A 24,907-nucleotide genomic window follows, 5' to 3' on the forward strand; every position below is an offset into this window, starting at 1 on the left:
GGTGTGTGCAGTCCCCACATGATCATTGCTGGGGATTGATCGAACCGACACCACCGATCCGGGAGAAGGGATAGATGATGGCTCGGACCTTGCCGCGGATGTCACTGGTGGGCACGGTGCCCTGGAACTGGTCCTCGACGTGGTAACGCGAGTCCTGCGAGTTGAGGCGGTTGTCGCCCATCACCCACACGTTGCCCTCGGGCACCTTGATCGGGCCGAAGTCTGGGCCGAGGCACGGCGGGACCGATTCACCCGGGCCGGCGACACCGGGACCGAATGCGGCGACGGTCTCGCGCTGCAGCTCCATGTTGATGTACGGCTCGCGCAGCGGCTTGCCGTCGACCTTCACACCGACACCTTCGTCGTTGCGGCACTCGACGGTCTGCCCGCCGGTCGCGATCACCCGCTTGACGAGGTTGTTCTCGTCGGGCGGGGCGAAACCGAACCACGACAACGCATCCTGCGCCTTGTGCATGACCGGGTTCGTCGATCGCGGGGACACCCACGACCCGTTCCAGGACTCGGACGGTCCCTTGAAGACGACGACGTCACCGGGCTGGGGGTCACCGAAGCGGTAGACCATCTTGTCGATGACGATGCGATCGTTGGTGCACCCGTCGCAGCCGATCAGAGTCGACTCCATCGACTCCGACGGGATGACGTACTGCCGTCCGATGAAGGTCTGCAGCAGCCAGGTGAGGAGCAGGACGCACCCCACGATGATCACGACCTCGCGCAAGAGCGAGCCGGATCCCGACTTGCGCTTGCCGTCCTCGGTCTCGTCCGGATCGGACTTCAACCGCCAGGGACGCTCCGCACCGTCGTCGCCGTCGGTGTCAAGGTCGCGATCGTCGCTGGGTCGCTGTGTGTCGGCCACCTCGTCAGGGTAGACGCGTCAGCGCTTTTCCTTGATCTTTGCGGCCTTGCCACGCAGATCACGCAGGTAGTAGAGCTTGGCGCGCCGGACGTCACCGCGGGTGAGGACGTCGATCTTGGCGATGTTCGGGCTGTGCACGGGGAAGGTGCGCTCAACGCCGACGCCGAAGGACACCTTGCGAACGGTGAAGGTCTCGCGGACGCCGCCACCCTGGCGACGGATGACGACACCCTTGAACACCTGGACGCGTTCCTTGCTGCCCTCGATGACCTTCACGTGGACGTCGAGGGTGTCGCCGGGGCCGAAGTCCGGGACATCGTCGCGGAGGGACTGCTGGTCGAGGAAGTCGAGCGTGTTCATTGGTTGGGTCCTTGTCTGGCGTGAACGTTGAGCAGAGGAACCTGGCGGGCCGTCGGGCTTCGAACCGGTTCGTACTCCGAGTCGTCGGTGCCCGTCAGCGGGACAGGCAACCCGACTATTGTGCCAGAGAGACCCCGGTCAGACGAAATCGCCGGTCAGGGGCGTGAACCGGGCCCCACCGCGACGATGTCTGCGGCCCGGAGAGCCGAGAGTGTGGCCGACTCCATCGGGGTCGCCGCGGCGATCGCGGTGGGAGTGATCCCCGAGGCGGTCATGTGTTCGACGATCGCGAGTTCGGGTGCCCGGCCGTTCGCGGTCAGGGCCTCGTCGTCGGCGAGCTCGAGTCCCGCGCGCTGGTACGGCTGCGGATCGTTGGTCCCCACGACCACCACCCGGCGTCCACGCGCCCCCACACCGACCCCCACCGCGGTGCGGAACCACCCGGCGATGGCCGGCGGCACGCTCGCCTGCAGGTTCTCGGCGCGCCGGCGGAGCCAGGTCAGATCTCCGCCGGTGGTGTCCCGGTCGGTTCGCGACCCGGCGGCGCCGATCGTCGCGCCCAGTCCGGCGGCCCCCAATCCGGCACCGAGGGCTCCCGCACCGCCCAGCGCACCCATCGGGGCGAACGGCATCATCCCGCTGGTCGCCGCGGGCGGGGCTCCGCCGGCGGATTGCCCCGCCTCCTCCGACCGTTGGGTGTAGTCGTCACCGGCGGCCGTCAGGGCCAGACGGCCCGCACTCGACGCACTCACCCGCCACGAGTCGTCACCGACCTCGGCGAAGACCTCGGCCCGACTCCGGTCACGGTCGGCGACGAGGGCGATGGTCGTCATCTGCTGTTCGGTCTCGACAACGACGTCGGCGAAGGTCTCCAGCGACGCGGCCATGACGCGGAGCCGGCCGGCGACGTGCGGCAACGACTGCGGACCGGCACCGGTGATCTGGGCCAGCCGGTCGACGAGGGCGTCGCCGAACTCCCCCTCCACGGCCACGCCACCGATGGCCGGCGAGGCGTAGGCGGCGGTCGCCGAGACGACCACGTCGGTCACCCGCTCCACGGACTCGGCCAGGGCCCGCGCCCGCCGCGCGGCCTCGCGCAGCGACACCGGATCCGCGCCAGGCCACACACCCGGCGCGAGTTCATCCGCGATCCGTCTCGCCGAGGAGTTCATCGCGTGTCACCGGATTCGACGGCGCCGGCGGCATCCGCATCGGCCTCGGCGAGCGATTCGACGCCGCGTGTGAGGGCCTGCCGGTGCTCGGCGAGACGCACGATCACGGACCGCAGGAGGTCACCCGTTTCGGCGCTCGGGGGCCCGAAACCCCGACGAAATGCCACCGCCCCCTCCCCGACCCCGACCGCGCAGTCGATGTCGGCGAGCAGTTCGACGAGTTCGGAATGCACCGTGCCCAACCGTGTCTCGGCATTGGCCAGACGCGCGGACAGGTCCGCCGCGGTGCCCACGTCGGCGGCGACCCGGTTGCGGGAGCGGCCACCAGAGGTCATCCGGACGTCCGTTCTGGCTCGAGGCGCGCGTCGGCGTAGTCCACCCCGGAAACCGTTGCGGCAGCGAGGAGTTCACCACGCCGCGAACTGAGCGCACGATCCGCTTCGGCGATGAGGGTGGTGAGGAGCTCGGACAGCTGATCGGCACGGTAGCGACGCAGGGCGGTGGGATCGATGGAGATGTCGACAGCGAGCCCGCGCGCGTTGACGGTGACCGCGACGAGGCGGTCCCGGCTGATGGCTCGGGAGGTCAGCTCCGACAACGCCGCACGGGTCCGCGCGAGTTCGGCACGCTGACGGTCGAGTTCGTCGACCATGGCCTCATAGCCCTGCATAGCCCTCCCACCGTGCGACTCGAGTCGTGCCGAATCCTAGCCGGAATCCGGCCCGCGGTCACCGGCTGGTTTCACAGGGTCGGCGAGCAGGTCGGGTCGACGGGCGCGGGTCCGCTCGAGCGCCTGCTCGTGTCGCCACTGCGCGACCTTCGCATGGTCGCCGGAGAGGAGGACCGGCGGGACGTCGAGCCCGCGCCAGCTCACCGGACGCGTGTAACTCGGCCCTTCGAGGAGCCCGTCGGAGAACGAATCCTCCTGGTGCGAACGAGGATTCCCGAGGACGCCGTCGATCAGCCGGACGGTCGCCTCGATCATCGCCATCACCGCGACCTCGCCGCCGATGAGGACGAAGTCGCCGAGAGACACCTCTTCGACACGCACCCGGCGGGCCGCGTCGTCGAAGACACGCTGATCGATGCCCTCGTAGCGACCGCAGGCGAAGACGAGATGTTTCTCGGCGCTCCACCGCTGTGCGGTCGCCTGGGTGAACGGCACACCGGCCGGGGTGGGGACGACGAGGAGCGCGTCGTCGGGGCAGACGTCGTCGAGACACGGACCCCAGACCTCGGGCTTCATGACCATGCCGGGCCCGCCGCCGTACGGCGAGTCGTCGACGCTGCGGTGCACGTCATGCGTCCAGTTCCGCAGATCGTGGACGTCGACGCTGATGCGTCCGGCGTCGATCGCCTTGCCCAGCAGGGCAACCCGAAGGGGATCGAGATACTCGGGGAAGATCGAGACGATGTCGAGGCGCATCACTGCGCGCCGTCGGCCGAGTCCGGGTCGAGAAGACCCTCGGGCGGGTCGATGACGATCAGTTCGCGGGTCACCGTCGGCACGATCTCCCGCACGAACGGGATCAGGACCTCACGCTTGTCGGGGGTGCGCACCGCGAGCAGCTCACCGCCGGGCATGTGCAACACCGACTCGACGACGCCCACCTCGGTCCCGTCGGTGAGCTGGACGGGGACGCCCTCGAGTTCGTGGTCGTAGAACTCGTCCGGATCGTCGGACGGTTCGACCAGCGAGGAGTCGATGAGGAACAACGTGCCGCGCAGGGCATCGGCCGCATCCCGGCTCGCGACGCCGTCGAGAGACACCAACAGCCGCCCGGAGTGTTCCCGGGCGGCTGTCACGGTGAAGTCACGTTCGCCGCCACCGCGCGGCAGTCGGCCGCGCAGCACCGAACCGCGAGCGAAACGCAGGTCGGGGTTGTCGGTACGGACATCGACGACGAGTTCGCCACGAATGCCGTGCGATTTCACCACGCGCCCGACGACGAGATCCACGATGCGTTTCGTCCTACGACGTGACCGTCAGCGGTCGGTGTCGACGATGTCGACGCGCATGCCGCGTCCGCCGATACCGGAGACGAGGGTGCGCAGGGCGGTGGCGGTACGACCGTTGCGGCCGATGACCTTACCGAGATCCTCGGGGTTCACGTGGACCTCGACGAGCCGGCCGCGACGACCGGTGACGAGGTCGACCCGGACGTCGTCCGGGTTCGAGACGATTCCGCGGACGAGATGCTCGACCGCGTCGGCGACGACTGCGCTCACGCGTCACCCTCGGCGGCGGGAGCCTCGGCGGCAGCCTCTGCCGGGGCCTCGTCCTTCTTGGCGGCCTTCTTCTTCGGGGTGGTGGCCGCGGCGACCGGCTCGTTGTCGGCAGCTGCGAGAGCGGCGTTGAACAGGTCGAGCTTCGAGGGCTTGGCCTCGGCGGTCTTCAGGGTGCCCTCGGTGCCCGGCAGGCCCTTGAACTTCTGCCAGTCACCGGTCACCTTGAGGATCGCGGCCACGGGCTCGGTCGGCTGCGCGCCGACGCCCAGCCAGTACTGTGCGCGCTCGGAATCGACCTCGATCAGCGAGGGCTCTTCCTTCGGGTGGTACTTGCCGATGGTCTCGATCACCCGGCCGTTGCGGCGGGTCCGAGCGTCGGCGACGACGATGCGGTACTGCGGGTTGCGGATCTTGCCGAGTCGCGTGAGCTTGATCTTGACAGCCATGTCTACTTCTACTTTCGTGTGGTCACTGCGCAATTCTGCGACCCACCCGGAATGGTGGACCCGGTTTTGCGTCTGTTTCGGTGTGACCGTCGGGCGGCCGTGACCGTATCCGACGAACCGTCGAGCCATTCTGCCAGAACAGCGGCTGTGAAAAGAAATCCGGCATGTAGCCCCGGACGGAGATCCGGCATGTGGTTGTCCACCCCGCGAGAACAACCACATGCCGTACGTCGCCAACGCCACTCGCCTACCGAAGAATCGGTTCCCCAGGCTTGCGCGACTCCTGCCGAAACCCCGTCCTCACCCCCGGTTTCGGCAGGGTCTGCATTGAGCTGATCGGTTCGTCCCCACACGAACCTCTGCAACGCGGTTGCTACCTTACGTGTCAGTAGGTAACTGCAACCAGAGTCCACCTTGTGGCGTTGCTCACACGAGGTGGCGACCCGACGACACCACTGCTACCGGATGGCGCAGGACGCCCAGGTCTTCGCACGGGTTCTCGCCGTAGACCACGAAATCGGCGCGGTCGCCGTCACCGAGAAGGTCTGCGCCGAGCCAGCGGCGGGGTTGCACGGACGCGGCCGCGATGGCGCCGGCGTTCCCCAGTCCCACCTTCGACAGCGCCTCGATCTCGTCGACGATGCGGCCGTGCTCGACGAAGCCGCCGGCATCGGTGCCCGCGAAGATCGCCACGCCTGCCTCGCGCGCGGATTCGAAGACCTTCGGGGCGTCGGCGTGCAACTGCCGCATATGCGCCGCGTAGGTCGGGAAGCGCTCGGCGCCGTCGGCGATCCCGGGGAAGTTCTCCACCTGGATCATGGTGGGTACCAATGCGATCGAGCGTTCGACGAGCTGATCGATCAAGTCGGCGGTGAGTCCGGTGCCGTGTTCGATGCAGTCGACACCGGCTCCGATGAGGTCGACGAGGGCGTCGGTCCCGAAGACGTGTGCGGTGATCCGGGCCCCGTGTTCGTGCGCGACGGCGACCGCGGCGTCGATCTGGTCCCGCGTCCACAGCGGCGCGAGGTCGCCGACCTCGCGATCGATCCAGTCCCCCACGATCTTCACCCAGCCGTCACCGGCCTCCGCCTGTCGCGCCACCTCGGCCGCCAGCTCGTCGGGATCGTCGAGGTCGACGCCGTAGTCACGCAGATAGCGTTTCGGGCGGGCGATGTGTTTACCCGAGCGGATGAACCGCGGACAGGCGGGGTCGTCGTCGAGCGGATGGGTGTCCAGCGGTGACCCGACCTCACGGATCAGGAGCGTCCCGGCCCGGGCGTCGGCGTACGCGTAACCACGGGCTTGCTCGATGTCGACGCCGAGCCCCGGCGCGATGCCGACGTGGTTGTGGGCGTCGACGAGTCCCGGCAGAATCCAGCCGTCGTCGACAGCGGTCTCGGCATCTGCGACGGGTGTGTGGCTGATGGTCTCACCGGAGACCCAGAACTCGATCGGTTCGCCGGTGAGCGGATCGGTGCCCCGATAGTGGCGGGCGGTGCCATCCGGTGCTGGGCCATCCATTGCCGGGCTACTCATCGCTATTTCTTCTTCTTGGGCTGCTGGAACTGCGAGACGTCGATGCCCTCGAGTCCCGGCGGCAGCTGGTCGAGTCCGGCGGGCATGTTGGACAGGTCCGGGAACCCGGCGGGCATGCCGCCCGGCATCCCCGGGAAACCACCGCGCACCTTCGGCGGAGTGGGACCGCGCCCCTTGCCCTTCTTGCCCTTCTTGCCCTTGCGGTTGGACTTCCGGTTCATCCCGCCCATGCCCATGCGACCGGACATCTGGGCCATCATCTTGCGGGCCTCGAAGAATCGGTCGACCAGCTGGTTGACCTCGCTGACGGTGACGCCGGAACCGTTGGCGATACGCAGCCGGCGGGAGGCGTTGATGATCTTCGGGTTCTCCCGCTCGGCGGGGGTCATGCCGCGGATGATCGCCTGGACCCGGTCGAGTTGCTTGTCGTCGACCTGGCTCAGCACGTCCTTCATCTGGCCGGCGCCGGGGAGCATGCCGAGGATGTTGCCGATGGGCCCCATCTTGCGGATCATCAGCATCTGGTCGAGGAAGTCCTCGAGGGTCAGGTCACCTTGGGTGATCTTGGCCGCGGCGGCCTCGGCCTGCTGGGCGTCCCAGTGCTGTTCGGCCTGCTCGATGAGGCTGAGCACGTCGCCCATGCCGAGGATCCGGCTGGCCATGCGGTCGGGGTGGAAGACGTCGAAGTCCTCGAGCTTCTCACCGGAGGACGCGAACATGATCGGCTGACCGGTGACCTCGCGCACCGACAGGGCGGCACCGCCGCGGGCGTCGCCGTCGAGCTTGGTGAGCACCACACCGGTGAAGCCGACGCCGTCGGCGAAGGCCTCGGCGGTCGTGACCGCGTCCTGACCGATCATCGCGTCGACGACGAACAGCACCTCGTCGGGCGCGGTCGCGTCACGGATGTCGGAAGCCTGCTTCATCAGCTCGGCGTCGATACCGAGGCGGCCCGCGGTGTCGATGACGACGACGTCGTAGTGCTTGTTCTTCGCCTCCTCCACACCGGCGCGCGCGACGGAGACCGGGTCACCGGAGGTGACGCCGAGTGTTCCCTCACCGCCGACGCTGGTGCCCGGGTGGGGCGCGAAGACCTGGACGCCGGCCCGCTCGCCGACGATCTGCAGCTGCGAGACGGCGCCCGGACGCTGGAGGTCACAGGCCACCAACAGCGGCGTGTGGCCCTGCTGCTTGAGCCAGTTGCCCAGCTTGCCGGCGAGGGTCGTCTTACCGGCGCCCTGCAGACCCGCCAGCATGATGACCGTGGGCGGGTTCTTGGCGAAGCGCACCCGACGGGTCTCGCCGCCGAGGATGCCGATGAGCTCCTCGTTGACGATCTTGACGACCGTCTGGGCCGGGTTCAGCGCCGCGGAGACCTCGGCGCCCTTCGCCCGTTCCTTGATCCGCGCGATGAAGGCGCGAACCACCGGCAGCGAGACGTCGGCCTCGAGCAGGGCGAGCCGGATCTCGCGGCAGGTGCGGTCGATGTCGGCGTCGGAGAGCCGCCCCTTGCCACGCAGGTCCTTCAGGGCACCGGTCAACCGGTCGGAGAGGGAATCGAACATGGGTCCCATCCTTCCATGTGGGTCGGGGAACCTCGGGGGCTGGGACCTCACATCTAGGAGATCGGCACCCCCGACCGGCCGGTGCCGCCGGAGGGCTGCGGCCCGTCACCGTCCTCGTCCCGCTTGGGCTGCGGCGGCGGGCACACCGCGATGATCGCGTCGGTGAGCGTCGCACGCATCTCCTCGGTGTCCTCGGCCAACCGCAGGCTGAAGATGTCGACGACGGTCGCGCCGAGGGTGGAGACCTTCGCCCAGCGGATGTCGGCGCCGTGCTTCTCCAGGACCGCGCTCACCCGGCTCAGCAGCCCGATCCGGTCGTCCGACCGGACCTCGAGCAGCACCGTCCCGTCGGTGGCGTCGGGTTCGGGGGTGTCGAGCCAGGTCACCCGCGGCGGCGCAACCGCGAACAGGGCGGGTACCGCGTTCTTGGGGTGACCGGCACCGTCGACGTCGGGGTCGGTGCTGCCGGCGCTCGCCCCGAGAGTCACCATCGCCCCCGGCGGGGTGCTGACCGAGCCGATGGTGGGTATCGGCGACTCCCGTTCCCGCGCATCGAGACGCGCGAGCACATCGAGTTTGCCGTTGACCGAGGCGATGAGCTGCTGGCGCAGCAGACCTGCGTCCGGCGGACTGCCGAACATCGGCACGACGATGAAGGAGTTGACGGCCTTGCCGTCGTGGCTCTGCGCGCAGGCCTTGTGTGAACGCAGCCCGCCGAGCGCGAGCACTCCGGCCATCTTCGACAGCAATCCGGGCTGATCCGGCGCGACCATCGTGACGTCGTAGGTGTGCGGACCGTCGGCGCGCACGAGCCGAACCGCGTAGTCCCCCTCGGCGGCGATCGCCAGCTGCTCGAGTGTCAGCGGTTCGGGTACCGACGGCGGGATGCCGTCGATGTGGCTCATCGAGCGCCGGACGAGTTCACCGATCAGTGAGGCCTTCCATTCGCCCCACACGCCCGGGCCGGTCGCCAGCGAATCCGCTTCGGCCAGTGCCGCAAGGAGTTCCAGCAGGACGCGATTGTGACCCAGTGCGGTGGCGACGAAGTCGGCGGTCGCCGGGTCGTCGAGATCGCGACGCGTCGCGACCTGCGGCAGCAACAGGTGGTGCCGCACCATGTCGGACAGGGTCGTCACGTCCTGCGGCCACAGGCCGAACCGGTTGCCGATCTGGACGGCGAGTTCGGCGCCGACGATGCTGTGGTCGGCCCCGCGTCCCTTGCCGAGATCGTGGATGAGCGCCCCGAGAACGAGAAGATCGGGCCGCGACACCCGCGTCGTCATCGAACTCGCATACGCCGCGGTCTCCACGAGGTGACGGTCGACGGTCCAGGTGTGGATCGCGTCGCGCGGCGGAAGGTCGCGCACCGCACCCCATTCCGGCAGCAGCCGGCCCCAGAGTCCGGTGCGGTCGAGCGCCTCGATCGGATCCACCATGTGATGACCCGAGCTGAGCAGGACCAACAGGTCGCTCAACGCCTCCGCCGGCCACGGTTCCCGCAGTTCGGGTGCGTAGTCGGCCAGCCGGCTCAGGGTCGACGCGCTGATCGGCAGACCCGTCCTCGCCGACGCGGCCGCGACCCGGAGGATGAGTCCCGGGTCCTTGCTGGGAATAGCGTTGCGCGCCAAGACGATCTCACCGCTGTGCTCGACCACGCCCTCGTCGAGCGGGCGGCGCAGCGGGGACCGGCGCAACTTGGCCAGGCCGCGCCTCGGGAGTGCGTTGCCCGCGGTCCGCAAACCGACGTCGATGGAATAGCTGATCGTGCGGGCCGAGTCACTGATGACACGCGCCAGATCGAACCGGTCCCCGATTCGCAGGGCGGCCCCGATCTCGTCGGCGTCCTGCGCGCGCACCTGTTCGCGCGGACGGCCCGCGATGCGGTGCAGTTCGGTCCGGATATCGAGGAGCCGCGCGTAGGCGACCTGCGGTCCGGCGCCCGGCGAATCCGGCCGCAGACCGGCCATCCCGTGGGTGAGCTGGGCGATCGCCAGAGCACCGAGGAGCTGTACATCGCGCAACCCTCCCCGACCGTTCTTCAGGTCGGGTTCGGCGCGATGCGCGATGTCGCCGGCACGGCGCCAGCGATCCTGAGCGTGGGCGACCACATCGGGGAACCGATGACGGATGTCGTTGCGCCACTGCTGGCGCACACCACCGATCAGCAGATTCGACAGATCCTCGTCACCCGCGATGTGGCGGGCCTCGAGCAATCCGAGGGCTGCGGTGACGTCCTCAGCGGCGACCTGCAGCGCCTGCGGAACGGTCCGGACACTGTGATCGAGCGGGATGTTCGCGTCCCACAACGGATACCAGAGTCCGTCGGCGACGTCGGACACCCGCTCGAGGGGCATGTCGTCGTGCAGCAGGATCAGATCGAGGTCGGAGTACGGCAGCAGTTCGCCGCGTCCCAGTCCGCCGACCGCGACGATCGCGAATCCGCTGTGGGGTTTGATGCCGAGTTCGGCGCCCTTGCTGGTCAGCCAGAACTCGTGCAGGTCGACGAGCACCTGGCGCAACGCCGGTGCGTCGAGTTTCCCGTTCCGGCTCGACTCGGTGAGCTGCCGGCGGGTCTTGGCCAGATCGGTCGCGGCTACGGGAGCCTCCTCGGTCTCGGGGGTTGAACGGTGCGGCCCCGCGCCCGACTGGTCGTCGGACGCGGGGCCGCGCTTGGGGTTCAGAAAGGGCACGAGCTCACTTACAGAGCGTCGCCGCCGCGCTCGCCGGTGCGGACACGCACGACCGATTCGACCGGCGAGACCCACACCTTGCCGTCACCGATCTTGCCGGTACGGGCGGCCTCGACGATGACGTCGACGACCTTGTCCACGGCCGCATCGTCCACGACGACCTCGACGCGGACCTTCGGCACGAAGTCGACCGAGTACTCGGCCCCGCGGTAGACCTCGGTGTGGCCCTTCTGGCGTCCGTAACCCTGGACCTCGCTGACGGTCATACCCAGGATGCCCGCCTGCTCCAGACCGGCCTTGACGTCCTCGAGCGTGAACGGTTTGACGATTGCAGTGATCAGCTTCATTAGTTATCCCTCTCCACGGGTGTCAGCGTAGTAGCGATTGGACTCGATCGTCATGCCAGCTCGTAGGCAGTCTCAGCGTGTTCTGCCTCGTCGATGCCGCTCTTCTCGTCCTCATCGCTGACGCGCCAGCCGAGCGGCTTGAGGGCGAAGGCGATGATCGCGGTGAGCACGGCGGTAAACGCCAGGGCGAAGAAGGCGATGACCGCCTGGACCACGAGCTGCTTGTAATCGCCACCCCAGAGGAGCCCGACGTCCTTGCCGAGGAGACCGATGGCGAGAGTGCCCCACAGGCCGGCGACGAGGTGGACGCCGACGACGTCGAGCGAATCGTCGTAGCCGAACTTGTTCTTCAGGCCGATGGCCACCGCGGCCAGGGCACCGGCGATGAGACCCAGGATCAGCGAGCCGACCGGGGTCAGCGCACCACAGGCCGGGGTGATCGCGACCAGGCCGGCCACGATGCCCGAGGCGGCGCCGACGCTGGTGGCGTGCTTGTCGCGGATGAGTTCGACGATGAGCCAGCCGATGATCGCGGCTGCAGTCGCGGCCGTGGTGTTGACCCACACCTGGCCGGCGAGGAGGTCGGCACCCAGCTCGGAGCCGACGTTGAACCCGAACCAGCCGAACCAGAGGAGTGCCGCACCGAGCATGACGAACGGGATGTTGTGCGGACGGTAGGCGGTGCGACCGAAGCCGACGCGCTTGCCGATGATGAGAACCAGGACCAGAGCAGCGATACCGGCGTTGATGTGGACCACGGTGCCGCCGGCGAAGTCGATGGGCGCAACAACAGCCGCACCCTCGTCGTCGGTGCCGAACATCTTGGCCGCCAGACCGTCCTCACCCGCACCGAGCAGACCGCCGCCGCCGACCAGGCCGCCCCAGACCATGTGGGACAGCGGGAAGTACACGATCGTCGACCACAGAACGGTGAAGACCATCCAGGTCGAGAACTTCACGCGTTCGGCTAGGGCACCGCTGATGAGGGCAACGGTGATGACCGCGAAGGTCAGCTGGAAGCCCATGAAGACGATCGCCGGGATCGAGAGCCCGCCGGTGACGTACTGCTCGGAATCGCCCTCACCGATCGTGCTCATGAGCTGGTCGGAACCGAACAGCGCGAACGGGTTCGCGAAGATGCCGAGAATGTCGTTCTCGCCGGTGATGCCGTCGCTGAAGGACATCGAGAAGCCCCACAGCACGTAGACGACGCTGATCGTCGCCAGGGAGCCGAACGACATCATCATCATGTTCAGGACGGACTTGCCGCGTGCCAACCCCCCGTAGAAGAAGGCAAGGCCCGGGGTCATCAGCAGGACGAGCGCGGCCGACACGAGCATGAATGCCGTGTTGCCCGTGTCGATGGGGCCAAACGATTCGTTTGGCAACAGAGCCAAATCCACTACGAAAACCTCCTCAGATGCACCGACGGCTCGGCGCCTGCAAAGAGATTGTCGGCACTCGGTTTCCGCAGTGGTGCCTTCACGTTTCGGGTACGTAACCCGATGAGCGATTTATATTTCGCGGGTGTAAAACACCAGGTTTCGGAGTGCGGCGATCACAGCAGCGCGTCGACGAAGGCCTCCGGCTCGAACGGCGCCAGATCATCGGCGCCCTCGCCCAGACCCACCAGTTTCACCGGCACGCCCAGTTCCTTCTGCACGTGGAAGACGATGCCGCCCTTGGCGGTGCCGTCGAGCTTGGTCAGCACCACACCGGTGATGTCGACGACCTCGGCGAACACCCGCGCCTGCATCAGCCCGTTTTGGCCGACCGTCGCGTCGAGCACGAGCAGCACCTCGTCGACCGGTGCCTTCTTCTCCACGACGCGCTTGACCTTGCCCAGCTCGTCCATCAGGCCGGTCTTGGTGTGCAGGCGACCGGCGGTGTCGATCATGACGACGTCGACGCCCGACGCGATGCCGCGGTCGACCGCGTCGAACGCCACCGCGGCCGGATCGGCCTGTTCCTTGCCGCGGACGATCTCCGCACCGACGCGCTCGCCCCAGGTCTGCAGCTGGTCGGCGGCGGCCGCGCGGAAGGTGTCGGCTGCACCCAAGAGCACGCGACGTCCGTCGGCGACGAGAACGCGGGCCAGCTTGCCCGTCGTAGTGGTCTTGCCGGTGCCGTTGACGCCCACGACCAGTACGACGGCCGGACGACCCGCATGCGGCAGCGCGCGGATCGAACGGTCCAGCGTCGGGTCGAGCTGCTCGACGAGTACCCGCTTCAGCAGCGCGCGGGCCTCTGCCGCCGACTTGACCGGGTTCGCGGCCAGCTCGGACCGCAGGGTCTCGACGACGGTCGTGGTGGTCGCCGTACCGAGGTCGGCCAGCACCAGGGTGTCCTCGATCTCCTCCCAGCTGTCCTCGTCCAGGTCACCGGCGCCGAGCAGACCGAGCACACTCTTGCCGATCGCGCCCTGCGACCGGGACAGCCGGCCACGCAGCCGACCCAGACGGCCGGCGGTCGGTGCGATCTCCTCGCGCGGCGGTGCCGTGACCGCGCCGGACGCGTCGTCGGGTGCAGCCACCTCGGGCGCAGCCACCTCGGGCGCGGTCACCTCGGGCGCGATGACGTCCGGCTCGGCGACCTCGGGTGCTGCGGTCTCCGGCGCCGCTGCCTCGGGTGCGGTTGCCTCGGGCTCTGCTGTCTCGGGCTCTGCTGTCTCGGGCTCTGCTGTCTCGGGTTCGGCTGTCTCGGGTTCGGCTGTCTCGGGTTCGGCTTCTACCGGCTCGATGACGTCGGGCAGGGACACCTCGGTGATCCCGCGGCGGTGGGAGTCGCGCGGCACCGCGGCGTCGTCGCCGACCGTGGGCTGACCGTCGACCTCGGTGCGCTCCTCGACCGGCTGGACCGGCGGTTCCGGCCGGACCGGCGGCTCCGGCTTGCGCTCCGGTGCCGGCTTGCGCTCCGGCGGTTCGGCCAGGGCCGTGTCACCTCGGCTGAAACTGAAGCCCGACCCCGCCTGATAGCCCCCGGAACGGTCGACCTGGGGCTTGCTGCCGTCGACGATCTCCGGCTGCGTCGTCGTATCGGACAGCGAGATGCGACGACGACGCGCCAGCACCAGTCCGAGCGCGATCAGCGCGGCGATGACGAGCACCGCGACGACGATCCCGATGATGATTCCGGTGTTCACTGGCTGGTGTCCTCCTGTTGAGCCACGGGCATGTTCACGCCGCGCATGCGCTGCGAGATGACGGTCGTGATGCCGTCCCCGCGCATGCTGACGCCGTAGAGGGCGTCGGCGATCTCCATCGTGGGCTTCTGATGGGTGATGACGATGAGCTGCGACTTCTCCCGCAACTGCTCGAACAGCTTGATGAGACGGCGCAGGTTGGTGTCGTCGAGCGCCGCCTCGACCTCGTCCATGACGTAGAACGGCGACGGGCGGGCGCGGAAGATCGCGACCAGCATCGCGACCGCGGTCAGGGACTTCTCCCCGCCCGACAGCAGCGACAGCCTCTTCACCTTCTTACCCGGCGGCCGGGCCTCCACCTCGATGCCGGTGGTCAGCATGTCGTTGGGTTCGGTCAGCACGAGTCGACCCTCACCGCCGGGGAACAGCGTCTGGAAGACCTGGCCGAACTCGCGCTCGACGTCGGCGTAGGCCTCGGTGAACACCTGCAGGATGCGGGCGTCCACGTCCTCGACGACGTCGAGCAGGTCCTTGCGTGCGGCCTTGACGTCCTCGAGTTGTGAGGACAGGAAGTTGTAGCGCTCCTCCAGCGCCGCGAACTCCTCGAGTGCGAGCGGGTTGACCTTGCCGAGCGTGTTGAGGTCTTTCTGCGCCTTCTTCGCCCGGGCTTCCTGGGTGGCGCGGTCGTACGGCATGGGTGCCGGGGCCACCACCTGTTCGCCCCGGCCCTTGGCCTCCTCGTACTCCTGCATCTCCAGGGCCGAGGGCGGCATCGGGACGTCCGGACCGTATTCGGCGATCAGGTCGTCTGGCGACATCGCGAACGTCTCGAGAATCTGCTCCTCGAGCTGCTCGATCCTCAGCGCCACCTGGGCACGGGCCACCTCGTCACGATGCACGGTGTCGCGCAACGAGTTCAGCGTGGTGGTCAGCTCCCCGGACTTCAGGCGCAGCTCGTCGAGGGTCGCCGAGCGCGCGACCCGGAGCTCCTCGAGCTCGTCGCGGCCCGCCTGCGCCGACGCGACCGCCGCCGCGAGACGCTCGGCGACCTGGGCGCCGGCCCGCTCGACGGCCACCGCCACCCCCGCGGCCTGTCGCCGGATCTCGTCCTGACGACGTGCCCGCTCGCGGGCCTCCCGCTCACGCTGGGCGGCGCGACGCAGCGAATCGGCCTTGCCACGCACCGACGAGAGGCGTTCCTCGGCGGTGCGCAGTGCCAGACGCGCCTCCATCTCGGTACCGCGGGCGATCCCGACGGCCGCCGCGGCGGTCGACCGCTCGGAGTCGTCGGCGGCCATCTCCGGACCCGAGTCCGACTCGTCGCGGGCCAGCCGCAGCCGTTCCTCCAGTTCGCGGAGGGACTCCAGGGTCTCGGCGCGACCTTTCTCCAGCAGGTTGCGCTGACGGGTGAAGCGATCGGCCTCCGCCCGGGCGGTGCGGATCTCGTGGCCCAGTCGGGCCATCTGCTCATACGCGGCGCCGACACTGGAATCCGATTCGTGGAGCGCGGCGAGTGCCTCCTCGGCCGCTTCCCGACGTTCCCGCTGTTCGGTGAGTGCCCCGTCGAGTGCGGCCTCCAGCTCTTCGACGCGCCGTCGGGTCGCGGCCAGGTCCTCGGTCGCGGCGTCGATGGCGGACTGCACCTCGAGCGTCGACGGACGCCGCGACGATCCACCCTCGATCGAGGCGGGACCGATGCGGTCACCGGCGTGGGTCACCACGCGCACGCCGAGGCTGCGGGCCAGTTCCAGGCCCCGGGCGGGGTCGTCGACGATGACGGTGTCGGCGAGGACGGTGTCGATCGCGGTGCGGATCTCCGGACCACAGGTCACCGCGGAGGATGCCCAGCGAGCGCCTTCGGGCAAGGCAGCGTCTCGTTGCGGTACGGAGTCGGTGAGGCCGCCGCAGATCAGGGCGGCCCGTCCCCCGTCGCCGGACTTGAGGGCCTCGAGCGCGCGGATGGCCGCCATGCCGTCGACCGTCACGATGCCGTCGACCGCCGGGCCGAGCGCACCGGCGATCGCGGTCTCGAAGCCGGGTTCGACGGTGACCAGCTCCGACATCGGTCCGAGCAGGCCGTCGGGCGCGTTGTCGAGCAGCCAGGCGCCGCCGTCGTTGCGTTCCAGGCCCATGGCGAGGGCCTCGACCCGCGCCGACAGTGAGGCGATGGACTGTTCGGCCTCGCGGTGCTGCGCCTGCAGGGTCGCGACACGTTCGTTGGACAGGTTCAGCGCGGTGACGCACCGCTCGTGGTGCTCGTCGAGGGCCTGCTCGGACGCCTCCAGCTGTGCAAGCTCCCCCGCTGCCGAATCCTGTTGCATGGCAGCGCTTTCGGCACGTTCGGTGGCGTGGGCGATGGCGGCCGTCAGACGGTCGGCCTCGGCGTCGACCCCCTCGGAACGCGTTCGCAGGTTGTCGACCTGTCCCTCGAGACGGGCCAGTCCTTCCCGACGGTCGGCGATCGCCTGGACGGCGGCGAGATGGGCGGCCTCCGCGGCCTCGGCGATCGACTCGCGCTCGCGGAGCACCTCGCGGGCCGTCTCGAGTTGTTCGGCGGCGATCTCGACGCCCTCGGTCAGTTCGGCCTCGAGTTCGGCGGCCTCCAGGGCCTGCTCCTCGAGTTCCTCCGGGTCGGGTCCGGTCGCCTCGGTGGCGGCTTCGCTCAGATAGCGGCTGCGCTCGGCGGCGACCCGCCGGGTCGCGTCGACGCGCTCGGCCAGGGCCGACAACCGGAACCAGGCGCGGCTGGCCGCCGCGGCCGCCGGGGTGACCTCGGCGAGATGCTGCTCGTGTTCGGTCACCTCGGCATTGGCGCGATCGAGTTCCGCGGCCACCTCGTCCTGGCGGCGCCGCACCTCGTCCTCGACGGCGGCGTGTTCGGCCATCTCGGCGCGCCGGATGACCAGGTCGTCGGCGGCGAGGCGCAGTCGGGCGTCGCGGAGGTCGGCCTGGACGGTCTGCGCGCGGCGGGCGACCTCCGCCTGCCGGCCGAGCGGCTTGAGCTGGCGTCGCAGTTCGGCCGTGAGGTCGGTCAGGCGCGCCAGGTTGGCCTGCATCGCGTCGAGCTTGCGGACCGCCTTTTCCTTGCGCTTGCGGTGTTTGAGGACGCCGGCCGCCTCCTCGATGAACGCGCGACGGTCCTCGGGACGCGACTCGAGGATCGCCGACAGACGACCCTGACCGACGATGACGTGCATCTCGCGGCCGATACCGGAATCGGAGAGCAGCTCCTGAACGTCCATGAGGCGACAGGTACTGCCGTTGATCTCGTATTCGCCCGCGCCGTCGCGGAACATGCGGCGGGTGATCGAGACCTCGGAGTACTCGATCGGGAGCGCGCCGTCGGCGTTGTCGATGGTGAGGGTCACCTCCGCACGTCCCAGCGGCGGACGTCCGGAGGTGCCGGCGAAGATCACGTCCTGCATCTTGCCGCCGCGCAGCGCCTTGGCGCCCTGCTCGCCCATGACCCAGGTCAGGGCGTCGACGACATTGGACTTACCGGAGCCGTTGGGGCCGACGACGCACGTGATACCCGGCTCGAAGCGCAGGGTCGTCGCCGAGGCGAACGACTTGAAGCCCTTCAGGGTCAGGCTTTTGAGGTGCACGACGGTACAGAGTACTCACCATCGCGATGGGTTTCGGGCAACGCTCACCGTTCGAGGAAGCCGGTCAGGTCTCCGCGCGCGGGGTCGAGGCTGTCGACGACGAGATCGACCCGCCCCGGGGTCTCTCCCGACCGGAGCGCGTCGAGCAGCTCCAGGACTTTGTCGCGGGACCCCTCGGCCACGACGTGCACGCGTCCGTCGGGCTGATTGGACGCGTAACCGACCAGACCGAGCTCCAGCGCCCGTGACCGCGTCCACCACCGGAACCCCACGCCCTGGACGTGTCCGTGGACGAACGCGGATAACCGGACGGGGTCGGCACTCATGACTCAGTCCGTCACGATCTTCAGGTCGACCTCGGCGCCGGCCTTGATGGTGCGGCCGACCGTGCACACCGCGTCGATGGCGCGCTCGACGACGACGAGCAGCCGCTGTGCGGCATCGGGGTCGAGTTCGGAGAGGTCGACCTCGAGGATCTCCTCGATCCGCGGGTACACCTCGTTCTCGCGGTCGGCGTCGCCGCTGACCCGGATGGTGGCGTCGTAGTCGTCGCCGAGGCGGCGCGACAGCGGCCGGTCCGAGGACAGGCCGGTGCAGGCCGCGAGGGCGATCTTGAGCAATTCGCCCGGCGTGAAGACGCCGTCGACGTCCTGCGAGCCGATCAGCACCTCGGCACCGCGCGAGCTGCGCCCGGTGTACCGGCGGGTCCCGGTGCGCTCGACCCAGAGGTCGGTGCGCGCGGGCTCCGCAGCCTGGGCCGGGGCGGCGGTGTTCTGTTCGATCGTCATGCTGGGATGAGTCCTCTCAGGCGGCGGGGCGGCGCTGGCACCGCAGACCATAGTAAGAGCCGGGGATCAGTAAAGATTCCCCAACCAGTCGCGCCCGACGTCGTCAGGCAGCTGCCGCCTCTCGGCTCGCGTTGCGTTCTTTCCATTCCCACACCGCGTAGATCACCTCGGTCGCATACCCGAGGTCGAGCTTGCCGCCACCCACAGGCACCGTCGCATCCGCCGCCACCCGCTCGTCCGGCGACCACTGCCCCGGCGCGCGTGTCGCGGGGCTCACGTCGATCACCGAACCACCCGGCCCGTGGAACGAAAAACGTTGCGACCCATGAGCGGTGATGCTGAACTCACCCCGATGCAGCGCACGGTGACAGCTTCCACACAACAGAATCAGGTTGTCCAACCCGGTCTCCCCACCGGCTGACCAGAACACCACATGATGGGCGTGCAGATGCCGTGTGCGTTCACAGCCGGGCATCTGACAGCACCGGTCCCTCACGAACAACGCCCTGACCAGTGCCCTGTTCGGCGTTCGCGACTTACGCCCCAGCCCCAGCAACGCCAACTTCCCTGGAGCTCCGGACACCCTGCTGGACAACACCTTCCGAACCGCAGCACCACAGTGCGCCTCCTCCAGTTCGGCCTCCGACAGCGCCGGCCCGTCATCGAGGTGGGCCTGTTCTCCACCCTCGTCGGTATGGATCAGGATCTCGGCTCCCGGCGCGAGATCAGGCATCGCGATCCCGTCGTGCACCATGTCGGCCATCGCCACCACCGCCGGCGCCAGATTCGACGGCACATTCCGCCACAGGTCCCGGCGATTCGCCGGCCTGACCTCGGAGTCCCGTTCACCATCCACGGTTTCCAACTCACCCGCAGCGTTCCGCGGAACGCTCGACACCGCGGGCAGATCCGCATCGTCGAAGGTCCGGGTGCGCTCGTACTCGGCACGGACCACACCGGCCAGGAACCGGGCACCATCAAGCGGAGACAACCTCAGCGACACAGACAAGGAGCCATCCGCATTCCACTTGCACCGGCCCGTCGACTCCGCCGGGGTGCGATTCTCCGGCTCGATGCCACGATCCCGATCGATCTGTCCCATCGCACGTACCGCCCGCTCCAGCTGCGACGCCGTGCACGACGACGCCAGGTTCACCAGCTCCTTCTCACGCAACGGGGTCGCCACCCGCGTCAGCGCCCGCACCTTCGAATACGACAACCGCCCCGCACCGAACGCCTGCCGAATCAGCGGTAACTCCGTCAGAGCCTTCGCCACCCGGACCTGCTCCTGCGCTGTGCGTTGAGAGACACCCGCCTTCCACGACAACCAGTGTGCGAGCGAATGAATACCCGGCCCCCTCCACGACTGCCGCTCATCCAACTCCGCAACCAGAGACAAGAACTCGGCCGTGAGCGCGGTGATCTGCGCGGCATAACCCAGCACTCTGCTTTCCAACGCCTCATCGGACAGAGACGCCGGATCCGCGCCATCGAACATCGACGACACATTCTCACCGTGCAATACCGAAACAGACACCCCAAGCCCCCCAGCTGTTCGAACGGATATGCGAACAACTTAGCGGCGCCCACCGACAAAACAGCTGGTCACGTCGCGTCGCGCGTTCCGCGGAACGCTCATCACGTTTCACCGGACGCGTCAGAGCTGCGCAGGAAGTGTCAGTGACTCAACGTGCACGGCGCCGAGGCACGGTCTGGCACTTCGGGCAGAAGTAAGAGCTGCGGTTCATGAACGATTCCCGGCGCATCAGCGTCCCGCACCGGCGGCACGGCAGCCCCTCGCGTCCGTAGGCGTTGAGCGAGCATTCGAAGTAGCCCGACTGGCCGTTGACGTTGACGTACAGCGCGTCGAAGGACGTACCCCCGACCTCTACCGCCTCGGTCATCACCGCGGTCGCCGCATCGATCAGTTCGAGGAGCTTCTTGCGCGAGATCGTCTCCGCGATACGTGCGCCGTGCAGTCGCGCACGCCACAGCGCCTCGTCGGCGTAGATGTTGCCGACCCCGGAGATGACGGTCTGATCGAGCAGGACGCGCTTGATCTCGGAGTGCTTGGCCCGCATCCGGGTCACCACTGCTGCCGCGTCGAAGGCGGGATCGAACGGATCGGGCGCGATGTGCGCGACCGACACCGGGATGTCGTCCACATAATCGTCGAGATGCCATCCGCCGAACGTGCGCTGGTCGACGAAGCGCAGTTCGTTGTCGTCGTCGAGGGTGGCGCGGATGCGGAGGTGGGTGTGGTCGGGTGCCCCATTGCGGGCGATGAGCATCTGTCCGCTCATGCCTAGGTGTACGACCAGGGCGACACGATCGGCGTCGTCGGCGAGGTCGATCCACATGTACTTGCCGCGGCGCCGCACCCCGGTGACGTGTTTGCCGGCCAGACGTCCGATCAGATCGGGTTCACCGCCGACATGACGACGGGCGGCACGCGGGTGCAGTACCTCGACCGACGTCACCGTCCGCCCGGTCAGGTGCTTCTCGAGACCCATTCGCACGGTCTCGACCTCGGGTAGTTCAGGCATGTACGCCGAATCTCAGGACGCAGCGGTGTCGGACGCGGCAGCGCGTTCGGTGAGTGCCGTCCACGCGAGGGCCGCCGCCTGCTGCTCGGCCTCTTTCTTGGTGCGTCCGACGCCCTCGCCCAGGTTCTCCCCCGCGACCATCGCGATCGCGGTGAACTCCTTGTTGTGGTCCGGTCCGGTGGACGAGATCTGGTACTGCGGCGGGCCGTAACCGCGTTCCGAGCTCAGCTCCTGCAGCGAGGTCTTCCAGTCCAGCCCCGCGCCGAGTTGCCCGGCCTTCTCGATGCGTTCGTCGAAGAGCCGCAGGATGATCCGCTGCGAGGTCTCCAGCCCGTGACTGAGAAACACTGCGCCGAACAGCGATTCGAGGCCGTCCGCGAGGATCGAGTCCTTGTCGCGGCCGCCGGTCATCTCCTCGCCGCGGCCGAGATACAGGTACTTGCCCAGGCCGCCCTCGTCGCCGAGCCCCCGCGCCACGTCGGCGAGCGCGTGCATGTTCACCACGCTGGCACGGATCTTGGCGAGCTCACCCTCCGGGCGGTCCGGGAATCGGAGGTACAGGCGTTCGGTGATCACCACACCGAGAACGGAGTCCCCGAGGAACTCGAGGCGCTCGTTGGTCGGCAGCCCGCCGTGCTCGTAGGCGTAGGAGCGGTGCGTGAGCGCCAGTGTCAGAAGGTGTTCGGGGATGTCGGTGTCGAGAGCGGCGAGTAGCGCGGCACGACGACCGTCCTCGCGAGTGGTCTCAGTCACGACGTTCCTGATCGCCCGGTTTGTCCCCGTCCGACGTGTCCCCGTCCGACGTGTCGCCGTCCGGCTTGTCGTCGCCGGTGAGCTCGGAGAACTTGTTCGCGAGACCGGCCCACCGAGGGTCGATCAGCTCGTGCGCGTGGCCGGGTTCGGCGACCGCCAACCGGATACCGCACACCTGGCAGAGCCCGGGGCAGTCCGGTGAACACAGCGGCGACATCGGGAGTTCCAACGCCACCGCGTCGATGATCGCCTGTTCGAGATCGATGCGGTCGTCGACGATGCGGTGCACATCGTCTTCCTCGGTAGTCTGCTCGGTCACACTGTCCGGGTACGCGAACAGTTCGGTGAGGAACACCGTCACCGTGCCGTCGATCGGCTCGAGGCAGCGCGAACACTGCCCCGCGGTCTCGCCGCACGCGGTGCCGGTCACCAGGATTCCCTCGCTCACCGACTCGAGCCGGAGGTCGAGATCGACGTCCGAGCCGGCCGGGATGCCGATCATCTCGACTCCGAGCTTGTCCGGGGTCGCCACCGTCCGGTGCACCTCTGACATGGTGCCCGGGCGACGACCCAGCGACCGGACGTCGAGGACGAAGGGATCGCGCCGTGGCGCGGAATCGGGACCGTGCGACGGTTCTGATGTCACAGCATGATCAGACACAAACTGCACCATACGCTCGCGATCGCGAATCATCGACTGACGCCACCGTGTGTGCCGGGTCGGTCGCCCGACCGGTCAGACCGCCAGCGGGGATCCCTGGTCACGGTCGTAGGAGTTCCGGGTCGACGTCTCGCGCGACCGCGAGTGGTCGCCGCGCGAGTCGCGTGCCGCATCGTCCACGCTGCGTGGGTATTCGACGTAGTCGTGCATGCCGGCGCCGGTGCGCAGCTGGTGCCGTCCGCGGTTCACCGAACGCAGTGTGCCGGTGAGGATCTCCTCGAACTGGGCCAGCTTCTCGTCGACGTAGACGTCGCAGTCGCCACGCAGACGGTCCGCCTCGGCGTGCGCGGCGTCGATGATGCGCTCGGCCTCCGACTTGGCGGCGCCGACGACCTCGGTCTCGGAGACGAGGCGTTGCTGTTCGGCGATGCCGTCGGCCACCGACTTGTCGTAGGTGTTGTTCGCCGCGTCGATGGTGCGCTGCGCCTCGGCCCGTGCGCGTCCGGTGACGGCCTCGAATTCGCGGGCAGCACTCGTCTGGAGCCGGCGTGCCTCTTCGGTGGCATCCTCGACGAGCGAGTGCGAGTGCGAGCTCGCCTCGTCGACCATGCGATCGGCCTGAGCCTTGGCCTCGGACAGGATGCGGTCGGCCTCGGCCCGGGCGTGAGCGAGGACGGCCTCGGATTCGGAGTCGGCCTTGGCGACCGTGGTCTCGGCGTGCTCACGCGCATCACCGATGAGCGTGTCGCGCTGGTCGAGGACATCCTGAGCGTCGTCGAGCTCGCCCGGGATCGAGTCCTTGATGTCGTCGAGGAGTTCGAGCACGTCACCACGCGGCACGACGCAACCCGCGGTCATCGGCACACTCCGCGCCTCCTCGACAATCGCCACGAGCTCGTCGAGAGCCTCAAATACCCGGTACACAGCCACCCCAATCCGGCGCTTGCCTGTTTGCAACAGTTGGTGAATCTGTGACTATTGTGCCGAATGTTGCGCCTGTGATTAGTGAAGCGCGTGGGGTGTGTCGCAGATTTCCCCAGGTGATTCGTCAGACGGACCGCTCGCCGGTCAGCTTTGCCGTGAGGCGCTTGTGGATGTGCGACGACAAGAACGGCGCGACGTCGCCACCGAGCTTGGCCACCTCTTTGACGAGCGAACTCGAGACATGCGCGAACCGGGGATCGGTGAGAAGGAAGACCGTCTCCACATCTGCGAGCGCGCGGTTCATCTGGGCCATCGGAACCTCGTAGTCGAAGTCGACCGCCGACCGGAGGCCCTTGACGATCGTGTGGATCGACTCCTGCTTCAGATAGTCGACGAGAAGCCCTTCCCAGCGATCGACCCGCACGCCGGGCAGATCGGCACAATCCTCCTCGATGAGCGCGATGCGCTCCTCGACGCTGAACATCCCGCGCTTGTTGGGATTGACCACCACGGTGATGACCACCTCGTCGAAACACGCCGCGGCGCGTTCGACCACGTATCGGTGGCCAAGGGTGAAGGGATCGAAGGAACCGGGACACACTGCCGTCGTCATGGCCTGAACTTACCGTCAGGTCCTGCGCGTCAGTGTCGTCAGGAGCTGCGCGGCAGCGTCTCAGGCACCGGTGAACTCCCCCACCTCGACCCGGGTGTCGCCGTAGTTCTTGTCCACCAGCACCTCGAAGCCGGCGGGCCAGATCCGGCCGGTCGAGCGGGCGGAGCGCTCCACGACCACCAGGGCATCCTCGGCGAGCCGTGTCGCGGCCAGTCTGGTCAGGTCCTCGGAGAGCGCCGACGCGTCGACCGCGTACGGCGGGTCGGAGAACACGAGGTCGTACTTCCGTTCGGGCGGCGAGGACAGATAGGCGGACACCGGTCTCGTCAGTACCGTGGTCGACGAGGCGATGCCACAGACCTGCACATTGGCCCCGATGACCGCGGCCGCCTTCCGTGCCGAGTCGACGAAGGTCGCGCCGGCCGCTCCTCGCGAGACCGCCTCGATGCCGAGGGCGCCGGAACCGGCGTACAGATCGAGAACCCAGAGCCCGTCGAGATCGAATCGGGCGTCGAGGATGTTGAAGACCGACTCCCGCACACGATCGGAAGTGGGACGAGTTCCCTCGCCCGGAACGCGGAGCCGTCTCCCCCGTAGCTCGCCCGCGATGATCCTCGTCATGGGGCCATTCTGCCCTCCCGTGAAGCCCCGAT

25 protein-coding genes are annotated in these 24,907 nt (G+C 68.3%); all 25 read right to left on the minus strand.

Annotation, left to right across the window (positions count from 1 at the left end):
* Positions 1-22 precede the first annotated feature (22 nt).
* Positions 23-877, minus strand: coding sequence for a signal peptidase I (lepB, locus tag NWF34_RS01550; RefSeq protein WP_258324078.1), 855 nt, complete (start codon positions 875-877; stop codon positions 23-25).
* 18 nt (positions 878-895) lie between these two features.
* A complete protein-coding gene (gene rplS / locus NWF34_RS01555; protein WP_024498394.1) occupies positions 896-1,237 on the minus strand; it encodes a 50S ribosomal protein L19 in 342 nt (113 codons plus the stop codon).
* Between the two features lie 155 nt (positions 1,238-1,392).
* Positions 1,393-2,409 (minus strand): hypothetical protein, encoded by a 1,017-nt coding sequence (locus NWF34_RS01560; protein WP_024498393.1) that lies wholly within the window; start codon positions 2,407-2,409, stop codon positions 1,393-1,395.
* Complete coding sequence (locus tag NWF34_RS01565; RefSeq protein WP_024498392.1) at positions 2,406-2,744, minus strand: hypothetical protein; 339 nt, start codon at positions 2,742-2,744, stop codon at positions 2,406-2,408. The genes NWF34_RS01560 and NWF34_RS01565 overlap by 4 nt, the downstream gene beginning before the upstream one ends.
* Positions 2,741-3,079 (minus strand): YbaB/EbfC family nucleoid-associated protein, encoded by a 339-nt coding sequence (locus NWF34_RS01570; protein WP_024498391.1) that lies wholly within the window; start codon positions 3,077-3,079, stop codon positions 2,741-2,743. Before NWF34_RS01570 ends, NWF34_RS01565 begins: the two co-directional genes overlap by 4 nt.
* A gap of 36 nt (positions 3,080-3,115) precedes the next feature.
* Entirely contained in the window at positions 3,116-3,835 is a 720-nt protein-coding gene (trmD, locus tag NWF34_RS01575) for a tRNA (guanosine(37)-N1)-methyltransferase TrmD (RefSeq protein ID WP_024498390.1), read from the minus strand.
* The gene (gene rimM, locus NWF34_RS01580) at positions 3,835-4,368 is read right to left on the minus strand and encodes a ribosome maturation factor RimM (protein WP_024498389.1); all 534 of its coding nucleotides are present in this window, start codon (positions 4,366-4,368) and stop codon (positions 3,835-3,837) included. The genes trmD and rimM overlap by 1 nt, the downstream gene beginning before the upstream one ends.
* 27 nt (positions 4,369-4,395) lie before the next feature.
* Positions 4,396-4,638, minus strand: a complete 243-nt coding sequence (locus NWF34_RS01585; RefSeq protein WP_006438176.1) for an RNA-binding protein — start codon at positions 4,636-4,638, stop codon at positions 4,396-4,398.
* Positions 4,635-5,084 (minus strand): 30S ribosomal protein S16, encoded by a 450-nt coding sequence (gene rpsP / locus NWF34_RS01590; RefSeq protein WP_006438177.1) that lies wholly within the window; start codon positions 5,082-5,084, stop codon positions 4,635-4,637. The genes NWF34_RS01585 and rpsP overlap by 4 nt, the downstream gene beginning before the upstream one ends.
* A gap of 426 nt (positions 5,085-5,510) precedes the next feature.
* On the minus strand, positions 5,511-6,605 hold the full coding sequence (locus tag NWF34_RS01595; protein WP_024498388.1) for an amidohydrolase family protein: 1,095 nt from the start codon (positions 6,603-6,605) through the stop codon (positions 5,511-5,513).
* A gap of 17 nt (positions 6,606-6,622) precedes the next feature.
* Positions 6,623-8,185, minus strand: coding sequence for a signal recognition particle protein (gene ffh / locus NWF34_RS01600; RefSeq protein ID WP_024498387.1), 1,563 nt, complete (start codon positions 8,183-8,185; stop codon positions 6,623-6,625).
* Between the two features lie 53 nt (positions 8,186-8,238).
* Positions 8,239-10,875, minus strand: coding sequence for a [protein-PII] uridylyltransferase (locus NWF34_RS01605; protein ID WP_024498386.1), 2,637 nt, complete (start codon positions 10,873-10,875; stop codon positions 8,239-8,241).
* 8 nt (positions 10,876-10,883) lie between these two features.
* Positions 10,884-11,222, minus strand: coding sequence for a P-II family nitrogen regulator (locus NWF34_RS01610; RefSeq protein WP_004572306.1), 339 nt, complete (start codon positions 11,220-11,222; stop codon positions 10,884-10,886).
* Between the two features lie 50 nt (positions 11,223-11,272).
* Positions 11,273-12,625: an ammonium transporter gene (locus tag NWF34_RS01615; protein ID WP_006438181.1), complete on the minus strand. Its 1,353-nt coding sequence runs from the start codon at positions 12,623-12,625 to the stop codon at positions 11,273-11,275.
* 155 nt (positions 12,626-12,780) lie between these two features.
* Positions 12,781-14,364, minus strand: coding sequence for a signal recognition particle-docking protein FtsY (ftsY, locus tag NWF34_RS01620; protein WP_258324079.1), 1,584 nt, complete (start codon positions 14,362-14,364; stop codon positions 12,781-12,783).
* Entirely contained in the window at positions 14,361-17,969 is a 3,609-nt protein-coding gene (gene smc / locus NWF34_RS01625; protein ID WP_024498384.1) for a chromosome segregation protein SMC, read from the minus strand. The genes ftsY and smc overlap by 4 nt, the downstream gene beginning before the upstream one ends.
* 44 nt (positions 17,970-18,013) lie before the next feature.
* Positions 18,014-18,295, minus strand: coding sequence for an acylphosphatase (locus NWF34_RS01630; RefSeq protein ID WP_024498383.1), 282 nt, complete (start codon positions 18,293-18,295; stop codon positions 18,014-18,016).
* 3 nt (positions 18,296-18,298) lie between these two features.
* The gene (locus tag NWF34_RS01635; RefSeq protein ID WP_024498382.1) at positions 18,299-18,757 is read right to left on the minus strand and encodes an OsmC family protein; all 459 of its coding nucleotides are present in this window, start codon (positions 18,755-18,757) and stop codon (positions 18,299-18,301) included.
* Positions 18,758-18,860: 103 nt separating this feature from the next.
* Positions 18,861-20,255 (minus strand): HNH endonuclease signature motif containing protein, encoded by a 1,395-nt coding sequence (locus NWF34_RS01640; RefSeq protein ID WP_024498381.1) that lies wholly within the window; start codon positions 20,253-20,255, stop codon positions 18,861-18,863.
* A 187-nt stretch (positions 20,256-20,442) separates the two neighbouring features.
* Entirely contained in the window at positions 20,443-21,303 is an 861-nt protein-coding gene (gene mutM, locus NWF34_RS01645; RefSeq protein ID WP_258324080.1) for a bifunctional DNA-formamidopyrimidine glycosylase/DNA-(apurinic or apyrimidinic site) lyase, read from the minus strand.
* A 12-nt stretch (positions 21,304-21,315) separates the two neighbouring features.
* Entirely contained in the window at positions 21,316-22,056 is a 741-nt protein-coding gene (gene rnc / locus NWF34_RS01650; protein WP_024498379.1) for a ribonuclease III, read from the minus strand.
* Positions 22,049-22,750, minus strand: coding sequence for a DUF177 domain-containing protein (locus NWF34_RS01655; RefSeq protein ID WP_191834432.1), 702 nt, complete (start codon positions 22,748-22,750; stop codon positions 22,049-22,051). Before NWF34_RS01655 ends, rnc begins: the two co-directional genes overlap by 8 nt.
* 42 nt (positions 22,751-22,792) lie before the next feature.
* Positions 22,793-23,641, minus strand: a complete 849-nt coding sequence (locus NWF34_RS01660; RefSeq protein WP_006437216.1) for a DivIVA domain-containing protein — start codon at positions 23,639-23,641, stop codon at positions 22,793-22,795.
* Positions 23,642-23,765: 124 nt separating this feature from the next.
* Positions 23,766-24,254 (minus strand): pantetheine-phosphate adenylyltransferase, encoded by a 489-nt coding sequence (gene coaD / locus NWF34_RS01665; RefSeq protein WP_006437215.1) that lies wholly within the window; start codon positions 24,252-24,254, stop codon positions 23,766-23,768.
* 60 nt (positions 24,255-24,314) lie between these two features.
* Positions 24,315-24,875, minus strand: a complete 561-nt coding sequence (rsmD, locus tag NWF34_RS01670) for a 16S rRNA (guanine(966)-N(2))-methyltransferase RsmD (RefSeq protein ID WP_024498377.1) — start codon at positions 24,873-24,875, stop codon at positions 24,315-24,317.
* Positions 24,876-24,907 lie beyond the last annotated feature (32 nt).

It is taken from the genome of Gordonia sp. GONU, assembly GCF_024733855.1.
GTDB classification, from domain to species: Bacteria; Actinomycetota; Actinomycetes; order Mycobacteriales; family Mycobacteriaceae; genus Gordonia; species Gordonia amicalis.

Coding starts and splice junctions, on each gene's coding strand:
- ffh (WP_024498387.1), bottom strand. CDS start 8,185: ATGTTCGATTCCCTCTCCGACCGGTTGACCGGTGCCCTGAAGGACCTG.
- NWF34_RS01635 (WP_024498382.1), bottom strand. CDS start 18,757: ATGACGATCGAACAGAACACCGCCGCCCCGGCCCAGGCTGCGGAGCCC.
- NWF34_RS01570 (WP_024498391.1), bottom strand. CDS start 3,079: ATGCAGGGCTATGAGGCCATGGTCGACGAACTCGACCGTCAGCGTGCC.
- NWF34_RS01595 (WP_024498388.1), bottom strand. CDS start 6,605: ATGGATGGCCCAGCACCGGATGGCACCGCCCGCCACTATCGGGGCACC.
- NWF34_RS01565 (WP_024498392.1), bottom strand. CDS start 2,744: ATGACCTCTGGTGGCCGCTCCCGCAACCGGGTCGCCGCCGACGTGGGC.
- NWF34_RS01560 (WP_024498393.1), bottom strand. CDS start 2,409: ATGAACTCCTCGGCGAGACGGATCGCGGATGAACTCGCGCCGGGTGTG.
- trmD (WP_024498390.1), bottom strand. CDS start 3,835: ATGCGCCTCGACATCGTCTCGATCTTCCCCGAGTATCTCGATCCCCTT.
- NWF34_RS01655 (WP_191834432.1), bottom strand. CDS start 22,750: ATGATTCGCGATCGCGAGCGTATGGTGCAGTTTGTGTCTGATCATGCT.
- NWF34_RS01610 (WP_004572306.1), bottom strand. CDS start 11,222: ATGAAGCTGATCACTGCAATCGTCAAACCGTTCACGCTCGAGGACGTC.
- rplS (WP_024498394.1), bottom strand. CDS start 1,237: ATGAACACGCTCGACTTCCTCGACCAGCAGTCCCTCCGCGACGATGTC.
- mutM (WP_258324080.1), bottom strand. CDS start 21,303: ATGCCTGAACTACCCGAGGTCGAGACCGTGCGAATGGGTCTCGAGAAG.
- rpsP (WP_006438177.1), bottom strand. CDS start 5,084: ATGGCTGTCAAGATCAAGCTCACGCGACTCGGCAAGATCCGCAACCCG.
- coaD (WP_006437215.1), bottom strand. CDS start 24,254: ATGACGACGGCAGTGTGTCCCGGTTCCTTCGATCCCTTCACCCTTGGC.
- NWF34_RS01640 (WP_024498381.1), bottom strand. CDS start 20,255: ATGTTCGATGGCGCGGATCCGGCGTCTCTGTCCGATGAGGCGTTGGAA.
- rsmD (WP_024498377.1), bottom strand. CDS start 24,875: ATGACGAGGATCATCGCGGGCGAGCTACGGGGGAGACGGCTCCGCGTT.
- NWF34_RS01630 (WP_024498383.1), bottom strand. CDS start 18,295: ATGAGTGCCGACCCCGTCCGGTTATCCGCGTTCGTCCACGGACACGTC.